This is a genomic window from Haloarcula rubripromontorii (genome assembly GCF_001280425.1).
In the GTDB taxonomy this organism is placed as follows: Archaea; Halobacteriota; Halobacteria; order Halobacteriales; family Haloarculaceae; genus Haloarcula; species Haloarcula rubripromontorii.
Genome location: NZ_LIUF01000012.1, coordinates 21,964 through 44,244 on the forward strand (window position 1 = coordinate 21,964; position 22,281 = coordinate 44,244).

Here is a 22,281-nt window from a genome sequence, read left to right on the forward strand (position 1 = left end):
GCCAAGCCGTTATTAACGTATCTGGACTGTTCTTCGACAGTATAACAACTTATACCGACACAACCACGATGGTAGGCAGAACGCCGTGACAGCAATCGAGATCGAGTCGCTCTGGAAGTCGTACGGCGACGTGACCGCGATATCGGACCTCTCGCTCAGCATCGACGATGGAGAGTTCTTCGGACTGCTCGGGCCGAACGGGGCTGGCAAGACCACCACGATGGAGATACTTACCGGGCAGCTCACCCCGGACAGCGGTCAGGCAGCGGTACTCGGTGTCGACCCGGCAACCCGGCCCACGGCGGTCCGCGAACGGGCGGGGATTCTTCCTGAAAAGGAGTCACCGCCGAGTTTCATGACGCCGCGCGAGTACTTCGACTTCGTCGGTGCTATCCGGGATCTGCCCGACGATGTGGTGACAGCGCAGACCGAGTCGTGGGCCGACCGTCTCGGCTTTACCGAGAAACTCGATACACTGTCCTCGGACCTTTCGCGAGGCCAACAGCAGAAAGTGATGATCGCCGGCGCGTTCTTCCACGAGCCGGACGTCGTGTTCATCGACGAACCGCTGGCGAACCTCGACCCGATCGTTCAGGAGCGTGTCAAGCGGTTCCTGCACTCCTACCGGGACGCCGGCAATACGATTGTCGTCACGACACACGACGTCGATGTCGCTGCCGAACTCTGTTCACGGGTCGGCATCATGTACGGCGGCGACCTCGTCGCCGATGTCCGGCCGGCAGAACTCGACGCTGATGTGACGCTCCTCGACGTGTTTCTGGACACCGTCGATGCAACAGTGGACCGGGAGAAACAAACTGCTGACATATGAGTGACGGACGAGTGCGCAGGGTGTTCGTCGAGATGCTCCGCGAGGAGTGGCGACTCCACAGCCGGCTCTTCGGCGGCAGTCACTTCTCCCTGTTTCCGGTGTTCATTTGCCTGCTCGTTGGGGGCGCAGCCAAGCTCCTGTCCGTTACAGGGACTGACCCGCAAACCGTGTTCGCCGGCCTCCACGCACTGGTATTCGTCTTCGGACTCCACACGGGGTCTATCGGCTTTGTGGGCCGTGATGCCCTCCAGAATCTTCTCGGTGACGTGACGCTGCTGGTGTTCTCTGCCCGTACACTCCCGCTCTCGCAGAGTACGCTGCTGGGACTGTTCGTCGTCAAGGACAGTGTCTACTACGCGGTGCTGTTTCTGCTACCGATCTCTCTCGGAACGGTGCTTGCAGTGCAAGGGACTGTCGGCCCGCTCCTCGTCATCGAGACTGTCTCCATTCTGTGGACGACGCTGGTACTGATGTTCGTCTTGGGAATGGGAGCGACGATTGCAGCTCTCGGTCTCGCTGGGCGCGGCGTTCCCGGACTGGCGCTACTCGCGGCCCCACTCGCCGCTGTCGGTGCTGCGGTTGTCAGTGGTGTCGATGTCGTTTCCTACACCCCATACGGTCTGTTTCTCGCGCAGACTCCAATGCGGGTCGGCACGACAGCTATCGGTATCGTCGGCGTCTTTCTGCTGGGTGCAGTCACTTTCGATGCGACCGCGCCTCGCCCCGCTCAAACGGTCGAACCAGCGTTTCGCGCTTGGTGGCGTCGGCTCGGTGACCCAGTCGCCACGAAGAGCCTGCTTGACATCCACCGTAGTGCAGGCGGGTTCGGGAAAGTCCTCTTTTCGGCGGCAGTGCTGTTCGGCGTCACCGCTGCACTGGTCGATTTCGCCGGACAGATCACGGGCGTACCGCCGTCGCCTGGTATCTCATTCGGTGCGATTCTCGGACTCTCAGGGTTTACGACCTACAACTGGCTCACGCAATCTGACGACGTGACCCTGTATTTCGCCCATCCGCTCTCTGTGAGAGCCGTTTTGAGGGGGAAGTTCCGGGCGTTCCTCCTGCTCGGCCCGTTGGTCGGACTTGCATTCTACGGACTCGCACTCGGCTGGCGTGGCGGACCGGTCGCTGAGGCCGCCGTCGGGGCCATCCTGCTCGTCGGCGTCGCCTGCTACATCTTCGGCACCACCGTCTACCTCACCGGCCTCTCTCCGAACGAATTCCTCTTCGACACGGCCCTGTTCGCGGTTTTCGGCGTGGCGATGGTCCTCCCGCTAGTCCCGGTCCTCATCGTTGGGTTCGCCATCTCGCCGCTGTCTGGGACTCTGCTCGCCGCGCTCGGTGGGTCTGGTGGCGTCCTCGGCGCTGTTGGCGTCGGCCTCTACCGTCGGTCGGTACCGAAGTGGGCGACGCGGTATCAACAGGCGTGAGTGGTCGATTGCGCTCGTCACATCGTCCCCGGCACCGACCCGGTTTCATCATCGGATTTTCGTCGCCTGTGTGGCGTCCGCCGGCTGCGATACTCCGGACGGACAGCAGCGGTCGTACTGCGGTTTTCGAATAGCTTTTCTTGATCAGTAGTGGCACTGGAGTATGGACCGTCGTACCGCGAGGCTGCTCAACGGTGCGCTAGCGCTGTGCTGTCTCGTGCTTGTACTCGCCGCTGTGTATCCGGTCACTACCGCAAAATCGCACGCGAAGCAACCGACGGATAAACGGTTCACGGTGCCCGAGTCCGACGACTACCGGACGACGGGAGCGATTGTCGCGGATAGTGAGACAGCGCTGGAATTCGAGGGCGCTGTGGCCGCTGACGGCGGGCGCTACCTGTTCGTTGACGAAGGTGATATCCGAACCGAACAGTTTCAGGCGTCGCCGGGCGCTCCGGTCTACAGTCGTATCGTTGTCGAGGATGCCAGCAGCACCGACCGCCGAGGAGAGCAGATCCAGAGCGATACCGATCGAGAACTCCTCCGAGTGAACCAGACTGAAGGGGCCGTCACGTTCATCGTCAAGCAGGAGTCAGAGAATGTGGCCGACGAGGTCTCGGGAACTGCATCTGTCGTCGTCAGGAGCCTGTACGTCGTCGAATACCAGCGGGACGCCGATCCCTCTCAGGAAGCGACCGTCTACAAGCCGAAAAACGGCTGGTACGATGGCCGCGAACCGTACCATATCACCGGGGCTAGGGGGCAAGTGCGAACTGTCGGTGACACGACTGACGTTCGCTCCGCGGCAGTTACGTGGGACCAGACGGAATCAGCGGGGACGTATGCAGAACTCGTTCTGGTCAGACTAACGGGCGATGCGCCGACAACGTACGACATCTCCGTCGAGTTCGAGTCGGGCGAGACGACAGTGCGTCGACCGGCGTGGGTCACCGAGGTCAAAACCGGATCGGAGGACCGATAGTCACAGGGGGACTGTCCAGTACGAACTCTCTGGAGCCGTCACGTCTCGGGGAACGGTCTGCAAGTGACGATGAAGCGCTGTACGGCCAGAGGTGCAGGAAGCGGTGTCGGAAGCTGCGTTCTGCGTTCTTTCAGCCGATAGTGTCACGTCTGCCGTGTATACGGTCGGTTTTTATCTCTTCCCCTGTGAAGCCCGGACAGAATGGCATCCTACGACGCGTTTGACTCCGCTGTCGAAATTAATGGGCAAACGGTACTCACGATAGTCGAGGCGGCGATGGGGAAGTTCTCGGACGAGTACCGGGACCGCGCCCTGACGGCGCTCGCTTCCGAGGGGATCACCGAACCGGCGGCTGACGAGTGGTACCCACAGCAGGCCTGGCTGAACGCGTTCGAGACAATTGCTGCTGACCTGCAACCGCACGTTCTTGATCGACTCGGCGAACAGATTCCTCACGTTGCGGACTGGCCAAACGACTTTGATACTGTTCCGGAGGCCCTCCAGTCGATAGACGAGGCCTACCAGCGAAACCACCGTGGCGGCGACATCGGACACTACCGCTTCGAATCCGTCGGCGAGCGGACCGGCGAGGTGACGTGTGAGAATCCGTATCCGTGTCCGTTCGACCGCGGTCTCATCCGGGGCGTCGCCCAGCAGTACGCACCGGTCGACGCGTTCGTCTTCCTCGAAGAAACGGGTGAAACGTGTCGCCGGAACGGGGAGGATGCATGTACCTATACGGTCTACTGGTAGCGCGGTGACTACCGCTCGTAAGCCGCAAGTGCTTCGCGGAGTTCGGCGGCCGAGTACTCCGACACGAGCTGTACGATCTCCTCCAGATCTTCATAGGTCCCGCGGAGATTGCGAACGCGCTCTTCCTCGCGAGTATCTGCCGCTACCTGCTCTTCTGCCCGACGGATGGTTCTGAGCGTCGTCTGGACCTCCCGTTGGATGTATTGCTGGAACACGTCCTGTAGGATGAACCAGATTTCACGTTCAGCCTCGAACCGGACTCGCCTGCCGCCTCCCGTGGACGACCTGCGGTGGATAAGCCCGAGACGCGACAGCGTCCGTGTGACGTTACTGACCGTCGATTTCGCGTAGCCCGTCTGGTCGACGAGTTCCGGGATAGAGAGCGGGTCTGCTGCGAAGTACAGCACGCCGTAGATGCGCCCGGCACTTCGACTGAGACCGTACACTTCGGCTGATTGCTCCATCGATTCGATGACGCGTTCCCGTGCCACCGAACTGTCATCGTCACTCATGCATCCGAGTCGCCTGCCCTGTTTGTCGCGTGTCCTGCTGTGTCATATCTCCGGCTATTACTTTCGTAAGTATTAAATTGTTTGATTGGTTTGTTCGGATTGAGCCGAACAAAGAAAAACATCCGTCGATACACCCACAATCCATGGCAAGCGCCTTCCCCCACCACCCGCCGGTTGACTATGTACCCCGTGAGCAGACGAACGTCGTAGTCAACGGTACCGAACCGACTGACGTTCTTCAGATTCTCTCGTCCGAAGCCGCTCAGGAGATACTTGGAGCAGTCAGAAATGAACCGCGGACCGCCTCGGACATCGCCGACGCAGTCGACCGCTCGCTCCAGAGCGTCTCCTATCACCTCGACCGTCTCTGTGAAGCTGACCTCATCGAACCCGCCGAAACGTGGTACTCGGAGAAGGGGACGGAGATGACAGTGTACGCCCTCGCTACGGAACGGCTGGTCGTGCAGTTCGGTGATAGCGCTGACCGATCCGTCTAGTGTCCAGCGGCTTCACGGACTGCCTGCTCCCGAAGCATGCAGTCAGATTTGGCTGGCGTTGTTTTCGCCGCAGAGACTGAGACAAACAGACCTATTGGACCGTTTCTCGTGTGTCGAATATGGACGAGGGGGCGGGCACCGAACGATCCGAGGCGACAGTACTACAGCGGGTTTCGAGCGTATTAGACGCCGATGCTCACGACGTGACGAAACTCGATGGCGGAGAAGTCGGATCGGTCTACCACGTCTCGTTTCACGACCGGCCTGACGTGGCGGTGAAAGTCGACGACTCGCCACTTGGAATCGAGGCGGCGATGCTTCAGTACCTCACCCGTACCACATCTCTCCTCGTTCCGGAAGTCCTCCACGTCGAACCGAACCTGCTCGTACTATCGTTCATCCGTGGCGACGGCCGATTCGGTGAACAGGCCGAGCGCGACCTCGCGCGCCACGTCGCGTCCCTCCACGATATCTCGGCCGATGCGTTCGGCTTTCAGTTTGACACCCTTTCGGGCCCGTTCAGCCAGTCAAACCCATGGACCGATTCGTGGGTTGATTTCTTCCGCGAGCAACGGGTGCTCCCGTTTGCAAGGGCCGCACGGAGCGATGGCACCTTGCCGGCCGCCGAGTTCGACCGGGTGCAACGACTGGCGGAAACGCTCGACGCCCGACTCGTCGAACCGGCCACGCCATCACTGCTGCACGGCGATATCCATCCCGGTAACGCTGTGGTGGCAGATGGAACCGTTCGGGCGGTCCTCGATCCGGCGATATATTTCGGCCACGCTGAAGTGGACTTGGCGTACGTCGACCGACTGGATTCGATCGGTGCTGCTTTCTACGACGAATACCGCCGCCACCGTGATATTTCCGCGGAGTACTTCGAAAGGCGACGCGACGTGTACGTTGCTTTCCACGCACTGGAGAACGTCCGATTTTTCGGCGACGACAGACTCCCGAGGCTCGATAGCGCGTTAGATCGTCTCGGTCTGTAAAAGCCACAAACGGCGGTCTGACCGCCCGTTCCGATAGCCGGCTCAGTCAGCCAGCGAGATATTCTGCCGGAGGTCGTCTTCGATTGCTTCCAGCGTCCGACCCTTCGTTTCGGGGACAGTACGGTAGACAAACACCAGTCCCGCGAGGCTGCAGAGGCCGAACAGCCAGAACGTCGCCGATGTTCCGACGCTGTCAGTCAGGACGGGGAACGTCAGCGATACGAGGAGGTTCGCACCCCAGTTGGCGACGGTGACGACGCCCATCGCCGAACCGCGAACGGAAAGCGGATATATCTCTGAGATAAGGAGCCAGAAGACCGGGCCGAGACCGATAGCAAAGAAGGACACGAACAGCATCAGACTGATCGTGGCGATGATACCGAGGCCCCCGCTCAGACCAGGCAGGTAGAACACGGTACCGAGGACGGCGAGCGTCGCAACCATTCCACCGACACCGACAAGGAGCAGTCGGCGACGACCAACGCGGTCGACAAGCATGATCGCCACGACGGTCATCACAACGTTTATCGTTCCGATTCCAACTGTCGCGAGGATCGATGCCACATTTCCGAGGCCGGTCGATTCGAGAATCGTCGGAGCGTAGTAAATGACCGCGTTGATACCGGTGATCTGCTGGAACACGGCGAGTCCGAGTCCGACAACCAGCGCGGGGCGGAGCCACGATGCCAGCAGATCTCGAACGCCGGTTTCGGCCTGTGTTTCGACGGTCTCTTGAATCTCGTCGAGTTCCTGCTCGACACCGCCGGACCGCGTTCGCTTGAGCACGGCTCTGGCTTCGTCTTTCCGCCCGTGTTCGAACAGCCAGCGCGGGCTCTCGGGCATCTTCAGAATCCCGATAGCAAGCACGACGGCGGGGACCATTCCGGCACCGAGCATCCAGCGCCACGCGCCCGCGTCGGCGAACGCGTAGTTGACGAAATACGAGAGCAGGATACCGGTAGTCACCATGAGCTGATTGAGCGATGTGAGTCCACCGCGAATATGCGGCGGTGCAATCTCTGAGATGTACAGCGGCCCGACAATCGAAGCGAAGCCGATAGCGACGCCGTCGATAAGCCGTCCGGCGACGAGGACGGGAACGGTCGGCGCAACGGCCATCGTGAACGAACCGACGAAGAACACAATGGCTGCAATGAGGATGAGTCGGCGGCGACCGAGGCGGTCGGCTAACTGGCCACCCACGGCCGCACCGGCCGCGGCCCCGGCCATCGCGCCACTGACGATGATCCCCTCGACGAGCGGCGACATGACGAACGAGTCCTGAATGAACAGGAACGCGCCCGAGATGATCCCGGTGTCGAACCCGAACAACAGTCCGTTCAGCGCGGCTAACGCGGAGACGACGTAGACGAACCGGTCGCCGTCACCACGGAGGACGTTCCGTATGGTAGCTGTGGACATCTATGTAAAATTGAACTCGAATCTGTGTAAAAGTCTTTCCAAGTCTATTCGCACGACAGCGGGGCCGTGGGTCCGACCGGCTTCCATTACGGTACTGATATTTGGCTACGTCCGACTGAATACGGTTCCGCGATGAGCGGAGATTCCTATCACTCAGATATTCCTTCCGTGATGATCTCAGCGAGGTGCGCCCGGTCGAACAGGTGCGTCTCGGTAAACTCGTCAGGGAAGTAGGCCTTTGCGTACCGTTCAATCATGAATAGGTTATGCAGCGGGCCGGTGTAGATCGGACCGCCGCGAAACACCCTGTCATTCTGGACGGCCCGCAACTGGCTGCCCACTTCGTGGTCTTTCATGTATGCAAGTACTGAGTTCTCGAACTCCTCACGGGTCTTCCCCTCTCGGTGATATCGCAGCAGGAGTGAGTCCGGATCTATCTCTATCAACGTCTCGTAATCGAGCGATTCAGAGCCGGAGTACCCCTCGACTCCGGTATCGGCAAAGGCGTCGGAAATTCCGAGCGTTTGGAAGTGTTCCTTATTTGCCCCGTTTCCGCTGATCCGGTACGGCGTGAACTCCTCCGGTTCCTCACCAGCGAACACCAGCGCGGCGTTTGGCCGGTCCGCTGGTGCCGGGAGCCGGGCCTGCACCGTTTCGACCAGCTCGTCATGTATCGAGCGGATTGCCTCGAAACGCGCCTGTTCCTGAACCATTGCAGCGACCTTCTCGAACGCCTCGTACAGGCTGTAGTACCGGTAGTCGTGCCAGTCATCAGTCTGCCGGAAGATGAGGTTCCCGATAAACGGTGCGACGTTCTCCCGAATCTCTGTGAGGTCAGACTGATCCCACGCCCCGAGCCAGTCGATAAGCGCGTTCGGATCGATGAGGTGCAGGTCTGCGTCCATCTCGTAGAACGGTTCCTTCGAGACGCCGTCGTTCCAGAGCTGTGTGAGCCCGTCGAGGTCAATAGACACTCCATCAAGCTCCTCGTAGTGCAGCGTCTTGTACCGCCCACGGTACCAGATCGACTGTACTGCGTCGCCGTGACCAAGCGCGACCAGCATGTCGATGTAGTCCGCAGTGAACGGGGCGATTGTCTCGGGCACAGAGTCGAACTCGACGGTACCGACCGGTTCCATCGTCACCGAGTACGCTTCGTTGGAAGTCGCTGGTGCGGTCTCAGTACCGCCAGCTCCGGTATCTGTGGGTGTGTCGTTGCTCTCCGCCGCCGAAGACTCCTGCCCACTATCGCTCAAGCATCCGGCGAACAATCCACCGAGAGCGAGTGCGCCACCACTTTTGACTATATCCCTCCGTGTCGGCCGCTGGCACGCTGTGCTATCCGGATCAGTCATTCGAAATCACCCGTGACGATATCGGCGATTTGCTGCCGGTCGAAGAGTTCGGTGTCGGAGGTCACGTCGCCGAAGATATCGGGATAGAGCTGTTGGGCTGCCCGTTCGGTCAAGAAGAAATTATGAATCGGACCTTGGCGGAGGTAGCCACCTCGATACACGCGTCCGTTCTGTACCGCAGTCAGCTGACTGCCGACGCTGTGGTCCTCCATGAACTGCAGGACGGTCTCCCGGAACTCGGTCACTGATTTCCGCTCGTGGCCGCGGATGAGGATCACGTCTGGATCGACCGATAGAAGCGTTTCGTAGTCGTATTCACCCCGGTTGGTCGTACTGAGATTGTCAATATCGGTTCCGGCAAGCGCATCAGTAACGCCGAGGTCACGCCATTGCTTCTTGCTCGTGCCCTTGTCGCTCAGTCGATAGGGAGAGAACGACTCCGGTTCGTTAGTGCCCTCGAAGGTGAGGAGAACGCTTGGACGCTCCTCGGCCGGCGGGAGTTGGCTCTGGATCCCCGCGATGTAGTCGTCGTGTAGTTGCTTGAATGCCTCGTACCGGGCCTGTTCCTGGAAGACCTCCGCGATCTTTTCGAAGGCTTGATAGAGCGTATAATACCGGTAGTCATGCCACTCGTCGGAGCGACGGAATATGAGATTCCCTATGAACGGAGCGACGTTCTCGGCGATTTCGTCGATGTCCGATTCCGACCAGTCGAACCAGTTGACGAGCATCTGTGGGTCATAGAGGTGTACGTCGCTGTCGAGTTCGTAAAACTCCTCTTTCGTTCGGACCTCCGGATACTCGTCAATCGTCTCTTGATCGACGGAAACACCGGGCAGCTCATCGTAGACGTAGGTGTAGTAGCGATCCGCGCCGCCGATACCCGTGATACCATCGGCTTGCCCGAGAGCCACGCCCATATCGGCGTAGGCACCGCCGTAGGGAAGCCACCGCTCGGGAGCCGTCTGGAACGTAACGTCACCTACCGGCTCCATGGTGACGGTATACGATTCCGTCTCGGTTGTGGTGGGCGTCTCGCTGTGCTCTGTTGCGGTGGAATCTGAGACAGCATCGCTGGCACACCCAGCGAGTAAACTGCCGCCCGCGATCACCCCGGCACCCTTGATGTAGTCTCTACGTGTTGGTCGGGCACGCGGCGGTTTCTCGGCGTCAGTCACTGTCCCTCACCCGTGATTATATCTGCGACCCGCTGGCGATCAAACAGCTGTTCCTCGGCGGGGATTTCGGGATACGGATCGCCGTTAGCGTAGCCCGGCCACTCACCGAACTGGTCGGGATACAGTTGTTTCGCGGTCATCTCAGTCTGAAACAGGTTCAGAATCGGACCCTGCCGACGCGCACCTTGAGCGTATATCCGCCCCTCTTGCACGGCAGTCATCTTTCTCAGCACCTCGTCGTCTGCCAGTTGTGACCGAATGTCGTCGAGGTTGTGGTACTCTGTCATCGGCCCGAGGACAAGCAACACGTCCGGATCGGCATCGAGAAGCAGTTCGGAGTCGAGCGTGATGTTCCGACCGTCATCGCCGTACCCGTCACCGACGGCATCGGCCTACGCGTCAGTCGCACCCAGTGGACGAGTGTGTGCAGCGTAGTAGCCCGGGTGGTTCATCTTATACCCCCAGATTTTCTCGTCGGACGTGGAGAACAGGACCAGGGCCGCGCTCGGTCGGTCACTCTCCGGCGGAAGGCCCGCGCTGATGGTTCGCATCATCGAATCGCGGACAGATCTGAACGCCTCATATCGCTCTCGTGCCCGAAAGACCTCGGCGAGCTTTCCGAATATTTCCCAGAGGGTATAGTATTCGTACGCATCGGCCCAGCCGGATGGCGGGTCCTGCTGCGTGCCGCTGAGTGTGTTCCCGAACCACGGGCCAACGTTCGAGCCGATCTCTTGGATGCTGTTGTTGTCCCACCCCTCGGCCGTCGCAACCTTCGCTGGGTCAGCTACGTGGACGTCGCTGTCGAGTTCGTACAGTTTCTCCTTCGACGGTGGCCACGAAGAATAGAGGCCCTGCCAGTCGATTGAGACACCCTCAAGTCGGTGAAGGAACTTCTGATACAGTGACTGGTGGTATTCGGGCGCGTGCATCGCGTTGATTGCATCGCCCTGACCGAGTGCGACCAGCATATCTACGTGGTGGCCCAGTATCGTGAACACGCTCTGGGGAACCGAATCGAACTCGACGGTCCCCATGGGTGACATTGTAACAGAATATCCGTCGTCATCCGTCGTCGGGTCGGCTGTTGTGGACGACTGCCCGCCTGAGTCTGTCTGGGCCGGGGTTGCTTCTGCGCCGGACTGATCTACACAGCCCGCTAGCAAGCCGCCAGCCACCGCTGCGCCGCCATACTTCATGTAGTCACGTCTCGTCGGGGACCTGTGGTCCGGCTCGTCTTTCGACATGAGTGTTAGGCCAGCCTAAAAATATATAACTGCTTCGGATTTTAGGCAGACCTGAAAATCTGGGGGCTGCTGTGGGTTCCATCCGACTATTTCGACGAGACATCCGGTGAGGACGCCGTCGAGCATGAGCTTCTATGTCTATACGACTCGACGACAAGGTGGTAGTTGCTTCAGATTCGGGAGAGCGTGCGTGACCGGACCGTTCGCACTGATGTCACATCTATTTCTCGGCGTCACAATTCTTCGCTGCTACAGCAATCAGACCTGACCCATCGGCCGATAGCGCGAGAGCGGTCGAAGCCGCCGCGGTGTTGTTGCCAGCCACAGCAGCGATATCGGGGGAACGTACAACAGTAAAGTGTCCTTGCTCCGGACACACTAGTATGGCCGACGAGGAAATCGACGACGTGGACAGGGCAATCCTGTACGCATTACAGGAGGACGCTCGAAATATGTCGTCCGGCGACATCGCAGAGCGAACCGATACGTCCGACAGTACCGTCCGCAAGCGCATCAATCATCTGGAGTCCAGGGAGGTCATCAAGGGCTACAGCGCCGATGTCGACTATCAGCAGGCAGGCTACCCGCTCCGGATGCTGCTTTACTGCACTGCGTCGATCCCAGACCGGGGCGAGTTAATCCCAAAAATCCTCGATATAGACGGTGTGGTATCGGTACAAGAACTCGTCACCGGCGAGGAGAACCTCCTTGTGACGGCTGTCGGCGAATCAGATAGCGATATCACCCCAGTTGCGCAGGCACTGCTCGATATGGGGCTGACGGTGGCCGACGAAGTTCTCGTCCGAAGTCACGAGACCACGCCGTTCGGTAAGTTCGATTCCGAGAACGAGAGCTAGCGGGGGACGATGCTGTTTTTGCGGAGCCGTTGGCCGGACGACTGCGTACCCGGGAGTACACGACCGGGCGAGTTATCGACGTGACTGCCTCGTCTTCTGTAAGGTCTTGCTTTCGAGCGGCCGCGACGAACAATCTGGTTATCTCGGCACCCTCCATACTCAATTAGTCCTCGACAGCCGATTCCGTGCGTCTATGAGTGCGGACCCTATTTCGAAGAAACTCGCCGGTTCAGGCTGCGAGGTGCCTGGCTACTACCGTGAGAGTGCGTTCGACTGAACACCATTCAAAAAACATAATGTTCTATAATATACTTTTTCAGGAACAAATTGGTAGTATAGAAGGATTTAATAACCAGTCCGTTCGCACTAGGGGTGAAGACAGCCAGAATCGGTCAATCACAGTCCGTGATTGCCGTGATTGGTCACGAACAACGATGTCAGGACACAACTCATCGAAAACGGTCGGATCACTCCCGGACACGACGGCTGACTCGCCGCTCGTGCCCGTCGCACTCACATGGCTCGTGTGGTCGATGTTTGCCGCGAGCATCGCTGTGCTTGCCGTCCGGGTCCGAACCGGGTTCGCCTGGGAGATACCCGGCGCGGTCGCCATTGATGGGTTGACCGTTCTGATGTGGGTGGTCGTCACCTTCTTCAGCGGCATCGTTCACAGCTACTCGCGCCGCTATCTGGCGGGGAGTCGCGTCAAAACGGCCTTTTTCGCCACCGTGTTCGGCTTCACGGTGGTCGTGATGGGGCTGGTCGCGGCGGACCACCTTGCCCTGTTCGGAGCGCTGTGGCTCGCCATGGGGCTGCTGATGGCGAAGCTCATCGGTATCGCCAGCGGCTGGGACCAGGCACAGGCGGCCGCCACGGTCGCCCGAAAGTACTTCGTCGCCAGCAGCGCGCTTCTCACCGTCGCGCTAACGGCACTGTGGTGGGCGACTGGCGTGACCACGGTCTCCGGAATTGCGGCGGCCGCCGACTCACTCGGTGGCCCGGTGTGGCTGGCCGCCGCAGGCGCGCTCGTGCTCGCGGCGATGATTCAGTCCGCCCTGCTTCCGTTCCACGGCTGGCTCCTCTCTTCGATGACCGCACCGACGCCCGCCTCCGCACTGATGCACGCCGGATTCGTCAACGCGGGCGGCATTCTGTTGACCCGCTTCGCCCCGGTCATCACCGTCGATCCTGCGCTCATGCTCGCAATCGTCGGTGTCGGCGGTGCCAGTGCCATCGGCGGGAAACTCCTGAAATCGGTTCAGACGGACATCAAGGGCAAACTCGGCTGTTCGACGGTCGGGCAGATGGGATTCATGATCATGCAGGCCGGCCTCGGCTTTTTCGGGGCTGCTATCACCCACCTCATCCTGCACGGCTTCTACAAGGCCTACCAGTTCCTCAGTGCCGGCGGACAGGTGGAACACACGAGCCCGAGCGAGGGAACGCCACATACGATCGGAACGACAGCGAGTATCGTTGGCGTCATCGGTACGCTGCTGACCGGGCTCGCCGGCGGCGCGGTGTTTGCACTGTTAACAGGCAAAGGGATGACAGTCGACAGTGGGCTCTTGCTGACCTTCTTCGTGGTGTTCACGACGCTCCACGCGGCCAGAAACGCCGTCCAGCAGACCTCGCTTCCGACGGTGGCCCGCTACGGGGCCGTTCCGGTGGTTTTCTTCCCGGCCATCGTCGTCTACGCCGCAGTTTACACCGGTGTCTCGGGACTCATGCCTGTCAGCCCTGCAACGACTGAACTGACGCTCCTACACGGCGTCATCGCCGTCGTCTTCGTCGGCATTTACACCGCTATCGAGACCGGGATTCACGAGCGGAGCCAGCGCCTCTACGTGGCGTTGCTGAACGCTGGCCAACCGGCGGCCGACACTGTGCTGACCACGACGGAGGACTACAATGAGTACTGAATCCACCATCCACGACAGTATCGACACCGCAGCAACCACCGTCGGCTCCCTCTGGCCCATCCACTCGTTCGTGACGGCGAACCCACTCGCGGGGTTCGAGGACCAGCCGTTCAGTGAGGCGGTCGCGCAGGCGGCCGAACTGTTGGGCGGCCGTGGCTACCCCAGCGCGGAGACGTTCCGTGCGGCGCTGGAGCGCGGCCAGATCGATCTGGAGGTTCTCGACGCGGAACTCTCCGAAGCCGGCTACGAGAGCGACCCCGAGACACTGCTCAACCGGCTGGCAGAAGTGACCGATGCGACAGACAGTGACTCCAGCACGACTCCAAATCGCGTCGACCAGGTGTTGACAAAATGGCTGTCGGCGTTCCTCGACGAGGGGAGCGCCCACTGGTCGATGCCGAACCGCGAAGCGGGGTTCTACACTGCTTTCCGCGGGGTGGCCGAACACGACGACGAAATCCCCGAGGCGGCCGTCGACGCCCTCGCCGAGACGCCGACCGAGACTATCGAGTCGGTGCTCGCGTCGTACCCGGAGCATCAGTGGGAGGCCATCTTCGAGGAGCAACTGGCCGCCCTCCCGGGCTGGACGGGACTCGTCAAACAGCGCGCCGACGACGAGGGCGCGTGGCAGTCGGCGTACCCGATTACGCTCGCGGGATACCTCGCAGCACGTCTGGCGCTGCTGGATGCCGTCGGTGCCGACATCGCCCCCTCGGACGGCGGCATCGACCCGGACCCGACCGCCGAACTCGCCGGAGCGTTCCTGCGTGCCTGGGAGGCGACCTATCGCGGCGACCTCGTTGAAACCGTCGCCACTGAGAGCCAGTCACTCACCAACAGCGACACCGACGGCCGCCCGGACGCCCAACTTGTCTTCTGTATCGACACCCGATCGGAAATCATCCGCCGCCATCTTGAGGCCGTGGGCGACTACGAAACCCACGGGTACGCCGGTTTCTTCGGGATTCCGATGGAGTACCAGGGCTACGACACTGATGTGTCGGTCGATGCCTGCCCGCCGATTCTCGACCCGCAGCACCACGTCACCGATGTTCCGACTGACAGCGAGACCCAGAAGAGCCACGACCGCTTATCGGGCCTCCGTGAGACTGCCGACGAAATTGTCGAGACACTGGAGGCCAACGCCGCCACGGCCTACGGCTTCGTCGAGACTGCCGGGAGCGGATACGGCCTTGCGCTCGCGGCCCGCACGCTCGTCCCCGGGCGCGTGCAAGACCTGTTTGACGCGGCCGAGGACTCAGTGCCGGACGACCACGAGTTCTGCGACCCGCTCGTCCATCACCAGCACACCTACACCGGTGACTTGCCCGTTGGGCTGACCACCGAGGAGAAAGTTGAGTACGCCGCCACCGCGTTCGACCTGATGGGCTGGGAGACGTTCAGTCGCCTCGTCGTCTTCACCGGGCACGCCAGTGAAACAACCAACAATCCCTACGATTCGAGTCTGGACTGTGGCGCCTGCGCCGGCAACCCCGGCGGCCCGAACGCCCGCGTGCTGGCTGAAATCTGCAACGACGAGGAAGTCAGGGCCGCGCTTCGCGACCGCGGATTCGAGATTCCCGACGATACCGTCTTCCTCGCCGGTGAACACAACACGACGACCGCTGAGGTGGACCTGTACGACAGCGATGTCCCCGAGAGCCACGCTGATGACCTCTCGCAGTTGCGTGCCGACCTCGCGACTACCCGCGAGAACGCGGCCGCCGAGCGTGCCGAATCGATGGGCGTCGACGGTTCGTCGGGGGTCAGCGAAACGGAACGCCGCGCCGCCGACTGGGCCGAGACCCGCCCCGAGTGGGGGCTGGCCGGTAACGCCGGCTTCGTCATCGGTCCCCGCGAACTGACGAGCGGTGTCGACCTCGACGGCCGCGCTTTCCTCCACTCCTACGACTGGTCGACTGACCCCAACGGTGAGGCGCTCGAAGCAATACTCACCGGCCCAATGGTCGTCACGCAGTGGATCAACACCCAGTACTACTTCTCGACGGTCGACAACGCTGTCTACGGCAGCGGGTCGAAGGTGACCCACAACCCCGTCGGCAACGTCGGCGTCTACCAGGGCAACGGCGGCGACCTCATGACTGGCCTGCCGCTGCAGTCGCTCATGGCTGCCGACGACGAGCCGTACCACCAGCCGCTCCGCCTCTCGACGGTCATCCACGCGCCGGTCGACCGCGTCACCGACATCCTCGCCGACCACGGGGAGCTGGCAGCACTGCTCGACAATGACTGGCTCTCGCTGACGGTCGTCGACCCCACACAGGACCACCGGGCCTTCGAGTACGAGCATGACCTAGAGTGGTCGCCAGTGTCTGCCATCTCCGAAGCCGATGTTGCGGAGTCGACCTCGCCTGCGGCCGCGGACGACTGACACAGGTTCGAGTAGGTGGTATCTGGACGCGGAATAGACTGTCGATACTTGTAACACGCTATTCTCGAGCTACGTTCTGAGTTCCAGTTCTCGTCTCGTAAATTAAACCCTACGTATATCCAGACCGACTATATACAATCAGATTTGCACTACGAAGGAATCTATACGGCAGTTATGATCTTGTCTATCGGAGTCACAACTGCAGCAAACCGGCCGTGCTTCACAGCGGGGTGCCACAGCTTGGGCATAGCGGGGGGCCGGAATCGGGGATTGAGAGTCCGCAGTGTGGGCACTCGCCATCGCCCCCTGACATCCGTATTTCTGAGACAATGTCGGCTGTGTGCGTACGAATCGTCTTTTTTGTAGCTATTTCCGCACATCCACTAGCAAGCTCCTCGCCACGGTTCTGGGATAGAGCAAACTGTACTCGCTCTGCGACAAACTCGTGGTCGTCGGTAAGTGCGTCGAGCTGGAGTTGTGGGAACGGTTCTATATCATCAGTGGCGGCGAGCAAACCAAGCGCTTCGGCCGCCCGCCCACGGACGTATCTGCTTTCGTCTTCGAGACATGAAATGAGCGCTTCCCTGGCGTCTGCAAGCTGTTCAGGATGCTCAGAACCGATAACGACGAGCGCCGTGCTCAGGTGATATCGGACCAGTTCGTTGTCCGCGTGAAGATGCTCGGCGAGTGAATCGACCTGATACCGGAGTCTGTCGGGACTACCTAGGGCGATGTGGGCCAGGGCCTTCGCCAATTTCTCTCGTACCTCTGGTTCGTCGAACTCCAAGCCGATACGCAGGTCTGCTACGACCTCCGGTGAGACGACGGCATCAGGATGGTCGATGGCGACGTAGCCCAGCGCCTCCGCACACCGGGCACGGACGTAGTAGAACTCCGATTCGTCCGCGAGTCGCTCGACAAGCGCCGGGACAACTGGAACCACGCTGTCCGGCGCGCCCTCGCTGACTGCGACGAACAATTTCGCGGTCGTAAGCCGCGTTGGCCGCTCGCTGTCCTGTAAAAACTCCGTGAGCGATGGCAGGACGCCATCGAACAGCTCCGGTTGGCCCTCGGCGGTGGTTTTGAGTGACTGCAGGCACGTCTGTTGGGTCTCTGGTTCGGCCCTCGAAAGACCCTCAAGCGCGGCCCGCGCGTCAGCTTCCTTCCCTTCTTCTAGTAATGTCGCAACTTTTGTCTCTGGAGGTGCACCGGGTTGGTCGTCCATCGGTCCGTTGTCGGTGTTTCTCACAGAATCCACAAAATCCCTTGCCTCCCGGTCGTTGCTCGACACAAATACAACCGCTCACCGCTGCAACTGCTATGCCGCGACTGAGGCACTATCTAGTGACGGAAATAGCTAAGTATAGCCATCTATGCGTAATCTAATCTACGAGTGCAAAATTCGGAGATATTGGGGCGACTGAAACACAAATTCGGACTGTAAACGGAATTAAAATTGCTGATATAATACAATATACCGTCCGATGGGGAACGGAAGATGAGCGTTGAGCGACACCATCTGTTGGACTGTCATCTCTTTCAGACAAAAATTAAATGATGGTGTAGGTTTTCGGTTCAGGTATAGATGGAAAGCAAACGCGCTTCGTTCGAGGGATCTCTCGAAGCATTGGGTGTGTCAGTGTCCAGCACACCTGAGGCTGAACTTGCAGCCGCTGTCACGGAGGCAGTCACGGAGCCAGCAGTCGGGATCGCTCTCAACGAGTCGATCGGCGGCGAGGCGTTTTCTCTCGCAGAGACGCCGGTCACGGTCGACCCGACGCCGGTTGCGCTCCGCGAGGCGACCACCGGCGTAACCGGTGCCGAACTCGGTGTCGGCGACTACGGCTCACTCGTCCTCACGATGACCGAACAGGCCAGTGAACTCGTGAGCCTGTTCGTCGAGCGCCACGTCGCTATTCTTTACGAGGAGGATATACGGCCTGATATGGACGCAGCGGTGGCAGAACTGGACGAGCGGTTTACCGAAACGAACGGGAGTGCGATCATCGCAACAGGACCGAGCGCGACAGCCGATATGGGTGCGCTCGTCAAAGGCGCACATGGGCCTAAGGAGGTCCACGTCATCATCGTCGAGGAGGGGGCCTGACAATGGCGACGGCCGACGAAATCCGCGAGCTGATGCGGACCGAAGGGGCAGCAATTGCGGAGAACACGCAGGGGTTTAACGCGGGGCGCTACGACTCTGTCGGGGACCTAGAAGACTACGAGGACCTCAAGCGAGCAGCCCGCAGTATCAAGGAGGACGCGATCACGGAACTACCGGAGCTTCTCGACCAGCTCACGGAGACCGTCGAAGCGAACGGCGGGACAGTGTACATCGCAGACGACGCCGCCGACGCGAACGAGTACATCCGCGAGGTAGCCGACGAGCGAGCGGCTGACCGGGTCGTCAAGAGCAAGTCGATGACCAGTGAGGAGATCGAGGTCAACGAAGCGCTCGAAGCGGACGGCGTGGACGTGGTCGAGACGGACCTCGGCGAGTGGGTGTTGCAGGTCGCCGACGAAGCCCCGTCACACATCGTCGCCCCCGCGATTCACAAGTCCCGCGAGAGCATCGCTGAGCTGTTCAACGAGCGGTTCGACCCCGACGAGCCACTGGAGACGGCCAAGGAACTGACACATTTCGCCCGCGAGAAACTCGGCGAGCAGATCGCCGACGCGGAAGTCGGCATCACCGGTGCGAACTTCATCGCGGCCGACACCGGGACAATGGCGCTGGTCACCAGCGAGGGCAACGCCCGCAAGACAGTGGCCGCGACGGACACGCACGTCGCTGTCGCTGGCGTCGAGAAGGTCATTCCGACAGTCGCGGACCTTCACCCGTTTATCGAACTTATCGGTCGGTCGGGTACCGGGCAGGACATTACGTCGTACGTCTCCTTGCTGACCCCACCAGTTGACACGCCGGTCGTCGACTTCACGGACGACGAAACACCGCTGTCGGAATTTGATTCCGACCGCGACTTCCACCTCGTACTTATCGACAATGGCCGACTGGAGATGCGAGACGACGAACAGCTCCGGGAGACGCTGTACTGCATCCGCTGTTCGGCCTGTTCGAACTCCTGTGCAAACTTCCAGAGCGTCGGCGGTCACGCCTTCGGCGGGGAGACGTATTCGGGCGGTATTGCGACGGGCTGGGAAGCCGGCATCGAAGGGCTGGACGTGGCCGAAGAGTTCAACGATCTCTGTACCGGGTGTACGCGCTGCGTGAACGCCTGCCCGGTTGGCATCGACATCCCGTGGATCAACACCGTGGTCCGGGATCGGATCAACCGCGACAAGGAGACCCCCGGCGAGTGGCTCGTTGACGGCCTCACCCCCGACGAGGAAGACGACGGCGCACCCCTCCAGAAACGCTTTTTCGGAAACTTCGAGACCGTCGCAAAGCTCGGCAGCGCCACCGCGCCGGTGTCGAACTGGCTGGCCGATACGGGCGTCTCGCGGCAGGTCATGGAGCGAGTGCTTGGCATCGACCCGCGGCGCGACCTGCCGACCTTCGAACGGGAGACGCTCGTCGACTGGGCCGCTGCCCGTGACTCACAGGTCGATGATCCCGAACGCCGGGCGGTGCTGTATCCGGACCTGTACACGAACCACGTGCAGGTCGAGCGCGGGAAAGCCGCGGTAAAGGTGCTCGAATCGCTCGGCGTCGATGTGGTGGTTCCGCCGGCGCCGTCCAGCGGCCGTGCGCCGTTTTCCCAGGGGATGGTTGCGACGGCGACAGACCACGCCGAACGGGTCACGGAGGCTCTGGACCCCCACATTCAAGCCGGCCGCGACGTGGTCGTTATTGAGCCGAGTGATCACGCGATGTTCACACGGGAGTACGAACGCCTCGTTGACGAGTCGACGTTCGCTGACATCGCGGCGAACAGCTACGAAGTGTTCGAATACGTGTTCGGGCTGCTCGACAACGGAGCGTCCGTCGACGCGCTTTCGACCGTCGAAGGGGCCGAAATCGCGTACCACAGCCACTGCCAGCAGCGGACGCTGGGACTCGAAGCCCACACCGTCGCTGTACTTGAGGAGTGTGGGTACGATGTCGTCACATCTGATGTGGAGTGTTGTGGCATGGCTGGCAGCTTCGGGTACAAGTCCGACTACTACGAACTGAGCATGGATGTCGGCGACAGACTCCGGACACAACTACGAGACGACGGCGTACAGGACCGGCCCGTTGTCGCCAGCGGGACCTCGTGCCTGGAGCAGATCGATGCTCTGCTGGAGCGGCAGCCCCGTCACCCTATCGAACTGCTGGCGACGTGACTGGCTTTGCGTCCCAGCCGACTGCTGTTCTGGCTGTCTCACACGCACGTTCGACCCGTCCAGGACCTAACGTGTGTACAGCCGTTATTTATCCCGCCTTTATTAGATCGTATGTCGAGATTGTGAGATCACTATCCCCGGAAACGCGAATGCGGAGGGACAGGCTCCCGACGGCTATTCGCGAAGCGACGGGGTGACGAACCGCCCGTCGTCGAACTCGATTGGCGATGGCTCCTCGACGACGCGCAGGTCCTCGCGACCGCGCGCGGCCTCGACCAGCGCGGGTGACGCGTAGAGGCGGTGGAGATGCATCGTGTCGGCCGCGCGAAGCACGCGAACAGTATCGGGGTCGACGACGCCTATCGTCGACAGCGCAGCGACGATGCCAGCACGGTCGGTTTCGACCACCGGTGGCAGCTTCACCCCGCGAATCGTGCTTGCAGTGAGTGCATTGATGAGCGACGTTTGCGCGTCGAGTTCTGCGACAACATCTTCGTGAACGACATCCGCTGAGCCGACGCCCATCGCGTTCCCGTGGGTCTTCTCCGTCAGCCCGCGCGTATAGATACGCTTGACCTCCGGCGTCTCAGGTGCCGGTTCATTTATCGAGAACGGTCGACGGCCGATGACGTTGGTATCGAGTCCCTGACCGCTGATTTCCTTTCCTTGGCGGTCAAATATCACGAGGTCAAGATCATCGAACGGGAGCGTCGGCATCAGTTCGTAGGCAGTCTCTAACAGCTCCGCCTCGCGGTCGAGGAAGCCACTGGGCGGTACACCCTCTATCAGCGTCGTCTCGTCGTGCTGATCCTCGACGATTGCGACGCCGCCGACGATGGGCAGTTCTTCGAGCAACTGCCCGGTGATCTCCGGAATCATCCGGCGGAACGACCAGTCGACGGCCCACTTGTGGGCTATCTGAGCGCCCCGTTGCTTGCCCATGCCGATGACGAGCATCTTCGAGAGTCCGCTTTCGACGGGACCGTCGAAGTCCGTATGCGGCTTGACGCGATTGATTGGGATGATTGCATCAGCCGCCACAGCGGTGTCGTCGGCGACAACGGGCACGTCCCGGTCCGGCGTCCGTCCGACCTCGACCACATCCATAGTCGACCGGATTTCACAGCCGATTGCCGACTCTGTCACGCCCAGCTCGTTCAGCATCGTTCGCTGGCCCTCGCCGGTCGCGCCACCGTGACTCCCCATGGCTGGGAAGACGAACGGCTCGTAGCCGGCAGCAGACACTGCTTCAACGACGCCGGTGACGATAGAGGGAAGGTTCGCGATACCGCGACTACCAACGCCAATCGCGACCTCGCCGCCCGCAGGGATGTCGGCAAAAGATAGTGACTCGACTGCTCGCGCTGCGTGTGCTGTGACGTCGTCCGGCGCTATCGGGTCTGTCTCCCAGCGCTGTTCGATGATGCCGAGTTCAGGGAGTGGCGGGTCGCCACAGGCATCGACGATTGTCTCTTCCGGGACGGAGAGGGCGTCCGCCGCGACCTGTTGATCGGGTGTGTTCATACGCGGCATATCAGCCCGTCTGCTGATAAACGTGATCCACGGATCGAACAGAAGCTGCCACTGTCCCGTGCTACAGCAGGCCGGTAGTACCAC

At 60.8% G+C, this 22,281-nt stretch carries 17 protein-coding genes and 1 pseudogene; 11 read left to right on the plus strand and 7 right to left on the minus strand.

The features are described from left to right. The first annotated feature begins 85 nt into the window (after positions 1 to 85). The 4 genes from AMS69_RS19010 to AMS69_RS19025 all read left to right on the plus strand — a co-directional run bounded on the left by AMS69_RS19010 (position 86) and on the right by AMS69_RS19025 (position 3,997). Positions 86 to 832, plus strand: coding sequence for an ABC transporter ATP-binding protein (locus AMS69_RS19010; protein WP_053969603.1), 747 nt, complete (start codon positions 86 to 88; stop codon positions 830 to 832). Beyond that, complete coding sequence (locus AMS69_RS19015) at positions 829 to 2,262, plus strand: hypothetical protein (RefSeq protein ID WP_053969604.1); 1,434 nt, start codon at positions 829 to 831, stop codon at positions 2,260 to 2,262. The genes AMS69_RS19010 and AMS69_RS19015 overlap by 4 nt, the downstream gene beginning before the upstream one ends. A gap of 163 nt (positions 2,263 to 2,425) precedes the next feature. Continuing rightward, positions 2,426 to 3,244: a hypothetical protein gene (locus AMS69_RS19020; protein WP_053969605.1), complete on the plus strand. Its 819-nt coding sequence runs from the start codon at positions 2,426 to 2,428 to the stop codon at positions 3,242 to 3,244. 201 nt (positions 3,245 to 3,445) lie between these two features. Continuing rightward, positions 3,446 to 3,997, plus strand: coding sequence for a hypothetical protein (locus AMS69_RS19025; RefSeq protein ID WP_053969606.1), 552 nt, complete (start codon positions 3,446 to 3,448; stop codon positions 3,995 to 3,997). Positions 3,998 to 4,005: 8 nt separating this feature from the next. Here AMS69_RS19025 and AMS69_RS19030 read toward each other — a convergent pair whose 3' ends face one another. Beyond that, the gene (locus tag AMS69_RS19030; protein WP_053969607.1) at positions 4,006 to 4,509 is read right to left on the minus strand and encodes a GbsR/MarR family transcriptional regulator; all 504 of its coding nucleotides are present in this window, start codon (positions 4,507 to 4,509) and stop codon (positions 4,006 to 4,008) included. Between the two features lie 143 nt (positions 4,510 to 4,652). Here AMS69_RS19030 and AMS69_RS19035 point away from each other — a divergent pair, with 143 nt between their 5' ends. Together AMS69_RS19035 and AMS69_RS19040 are read left to right on the plus strand one after the other, a co-directional pair. Next, positions 4,653 to 5,006: an ArsR/SmtB family transcription factor gene (locus tag AMS69_RS19035; protein WP_053969608.1), complete on the plus strand. Its 354-nt coding sequence runs from the start codon at positions 4,653 to 4,655 to the stop codon at positions 5,004 to 5,006. Between the two features lie 119 nt (positions 5,007 to 5,125). Continuing rightward, complete coding sequence (locus tag AMS69_RS19040) at positions 5,126 to 6,001, plus strand: fructosamine kinase family protein (protein WP_053969609.1); 876 nt, start codon at positions 5,126 to 5,128, stop codon at positions 5,999 to 6,001. 42 nt (positions 6,002 to 6,043) lie between these two features. Here the strand turns inward: AMS69_RS19040 and AMS69_RS19045 are convergent, their stop codons facing one another. The 4 genes and pseudogenes from AMS69_RS19045 to AMS69_RS19060 form a co-directional block, all read right to left on the minus strand. Beyond that, a complete protein-coding gene (locus tag AMS69_RS19045; protein ID WP_053969610.1) occupies positions 6,044 to 7,423 on the minus strand; it encodes a sugar porter family MFS transporter in 1,380 nt (459 codons plus the stop codon). A 149-nt stretch (positions 7,424 to 7,572) separates the two neighbouring features. Next, positions 7,573 to 8,778, minus strand: coding sequence for an ABC transporter substrate-binding protein (locus tag AMS69_RS19050; RefSeq protein ID WP_053969611.1), 1,206 nt, complete (start codon positions 8,776 to 8,778; stop codon positions 7,573 to 7,575). After that, positions 8,775 to 9,956: an ABC transporter substrate-binding protein gene (locus AMS69_RS19055; protein WP_053969612.1), complete on the minus strand. Its 1,182-nt coding sequence runs from the start codon at positions 9,954 to 9,956 to the stop codon at positions 8,775 to 8,777. The genes AMS69_RS19050 and AMS69_RS19055 overlap by 4 nt, the downstream gene beginning before the upstream one ends. Beyond that, positions 9,953 to 10,993 (minus strand): annotated as a pseudogene (locus tag AMS69_RS19060) (ABC transporter substrate-binding protein). Before AMS69_RS19060 ends, AMS69_RS19055 begins: the two are co-directional and overlap by 4 nt. A 593-nt stretch (positions 10,994 to 11,586) precedes the next feature. Between AMS69_RS19060 and AMS69_RS19065 the strand changes: the two are divergent. The 3 genes from AMS69_RS19065 to AMS69_RS19075 all read left to right on the plus strand — a co-directional run bounded on the left by AMS69_RS19065 (position 11,587) and on the right by AMS69_RS19075 (position 16,374). After that, positions 11,587 to 12,060: an Lrp/AsnC family transcriptional regulator gene (locus tag AMS69_RS19065; RefSeq protein WP_053969613.1), complete on the plus strand. Its 474-nt coding sequence runs from the start codon at positions 11,587 to 11,589 to the stop codon at positions 12,058 to 12,060. A gap of 434 nt (positions 12,061 to 12,494) precedes the next feature. After that, positions 12,495 to 13,982 (plus strand): proton-conducting transporter transmembrane domain-containing protein, encoded by a 1,488-nt coding sequence (locus tag AMS69_RS19070; RefSeq protein ID WP_053969614.1) that lies wholly within the window; start codon positions 12,495 to 12,497, stop codon positions 13,980 to 13,982. After that, the gene (locus AMS69_RS19075; protein ID WP_053969615.1) at positions 13,972 to 16,374 is read left to right on the plus strand and encodes a DUF2309 domain-containing protein; all 2,403 of its coding nucleotides are present in this window, start codon (positions 13,972 to 13,974) and stop codon (positions 16,372 to 16,374) included. The genes AMS69_RS19070 and AMS69_RS19075 overlap by 11 nt, the downstream gene beginning before the upstream one ends. A gap of 220 nt (positions 16,375 to 16,594) precedes the next feature. Here the strand turns inward: AMS69_RS19075 and AMS69_RS19080 are convergent, their stop codons facing one another. Then, on the minus strand, positions 16,595 to 17,599 hold the full coding sequence (locus tag AMS69_RS19080) for a HEAT repeat domain-containing protein (RefSeq protein WP_053969616.1): 1,005 nt from the start codon (positions 17,597 to 17,599) through the stop codon (positions 16,595 to 16,597). Positions 17,600 to 17,959: 360 nt separating this feature from the next. Here AMS69_RS19080 and AMS69_RS19085 point away from each other — a divergent pair, with 360 nt between their 5' ends. Beyond that, on the plus strand, positions 17,960 to 18,481 hold the full coding sequence (locus AMS69_RS19085) for an LUD domain-containing protein (protein ID WP_053969617.1): 522 nt from the start codon (positions 17,960 to 17,962) through the stop codon (positions 18,479 to 18,481). Positions 18,482 to 18,483: 2 nt separating this feature from the next. After that, entirely contained in the window at positions 18,484 to 20,664 is a 2,181-nt protein-coding gene (locus tag AMS69_RS19090; protein WP_053969618.1) for an LUD domain-containing protein, read from the plus strand. A gap of 174 nt (positions 20,665 to 20,838) precedes the next feature. Here the strand turns inward: AMS69_RS19090 and AMS69_RS19095 are convergent, their stop codons facing one another. Then, a complete protein-coding gene (locus tag AMS69_RS19095; RefSeq protein WP_053969619.1) occupies positions 20,839 to 22,188 on the minus strand; it encodes a hypothetical protein in 1,350 nt (449 codons plus the stop codon). Positions 22,189 to 22,281: the final 93 nt, after the last annotated feature.

Excerpts from the sequence above, each read along its gene's own strand:
- AMS69_RS19080 (WP_053969616.1), bottom strand. The coding sequence starts at position 17,599 with ATGGACGACCAACCCGGTGCACCTCCAGAGACAAAAGTTGCGACATTA.
- AMS69_RS19075 (WP_053969615.1), top strand. The coding sequence starts at position 13,972 with ATGAGTACTGAATCCACCATCCACGACAGTATCGACACCGCAGCAACC.
- AMS69_RS19025 (WP_053969606.1), top strand. The coding sequence starts at position 3,446 with ATGGCATCCTACGACGCGTTTGACTCCGCTGTCGAAATTAATGGGCAA.
- AMS69_RS19085 (WP_053969617.1), top strand. The coding sequence starts at position 17,960 with ATGGAAAGCAAACGCGCTTCGTTCGAGGGATCTCTCGAAGCATTGGGT.
- AMS69_RS19070 (WP_053969614.1), top strand. The coding sequence starts at position 12,495 with ATGTCAGGACACAACTCATCGAAAACGGTCGGATCACTCCCGGACACG.
- AMS69_RS19095 (WP_053969619.1), bottom strand. The coding sequence starts at position 22,188 with ATGAACACACCCGATCAACAGGTCGCGGCGGACGCCCTCTCCGTCCCG.
- AMS69_RS19020 (WP_053969605.1), top strand. The coding sequence starts at position 2,426 with ATGGACCGTCGTACCGCGAGGCTGCTCAACGGTGCGCTAGCGCTGTGC.
- AMS69_RS19065 (WP_053969613.1), top strand. The coding sequence starts at position 11,587 with ATGGCCGACGAGGAAATCGACGACGTGGACAGGGCAATCCTGTACGCA.
- AMS69_RS19040 (WP_053969609.1), top strand. The coding sequence starts at position 5,126 with ATGGACGAGGGGGCGGGCACCGAACGATCCGAGGCGACAGTACTACAG.
- AMS69_RS19030 (WP_053969607.1), bottom strand. The coding sequence starts at position 4,509 with ATGAGTGACGATGACAGTTCGGTGGCACGGGAACGCGTCATCGAATCG.
- AMS69_RS19045 (WP_053969610.1), bottom strand. The coding sequence starts at position 7,423 with ATGTCCACAGCTACCATACGGAACGTCCTCCGTGGTGACGGCGACCGG.
- AMS69_RS19035 (WP_053969608.1), top strand. The coding sequence starts at position 4,653 with ATGGCAAGCGCCTTCCCCCACCACCCGCCGGTTGACTATGTACCCCGT.
- AMS69_RS19015 (WP_053969604.1), top strand. The coding sequence starts at position 829 with ATGAGTGACGGACGAGTGCGCAGGGTGTTCGTCGAGATGCTCCGCGAG.
- AMS69_RS19090 (WP_053969618.1), top strand. The coding sequence starts at position 18,484 with ATGGCGACGGCCGACGAAATCCGCGAGCTGATGCGGACCGAAGGGGCA.
- AMS69_RS19050 (WP_053969611.1), bottom strand. The coding sequence starts at position 8,778 with ATGACTGATCCGGATAGCACAGCGTGCCAGCGGCCGACACGGAGGGAT.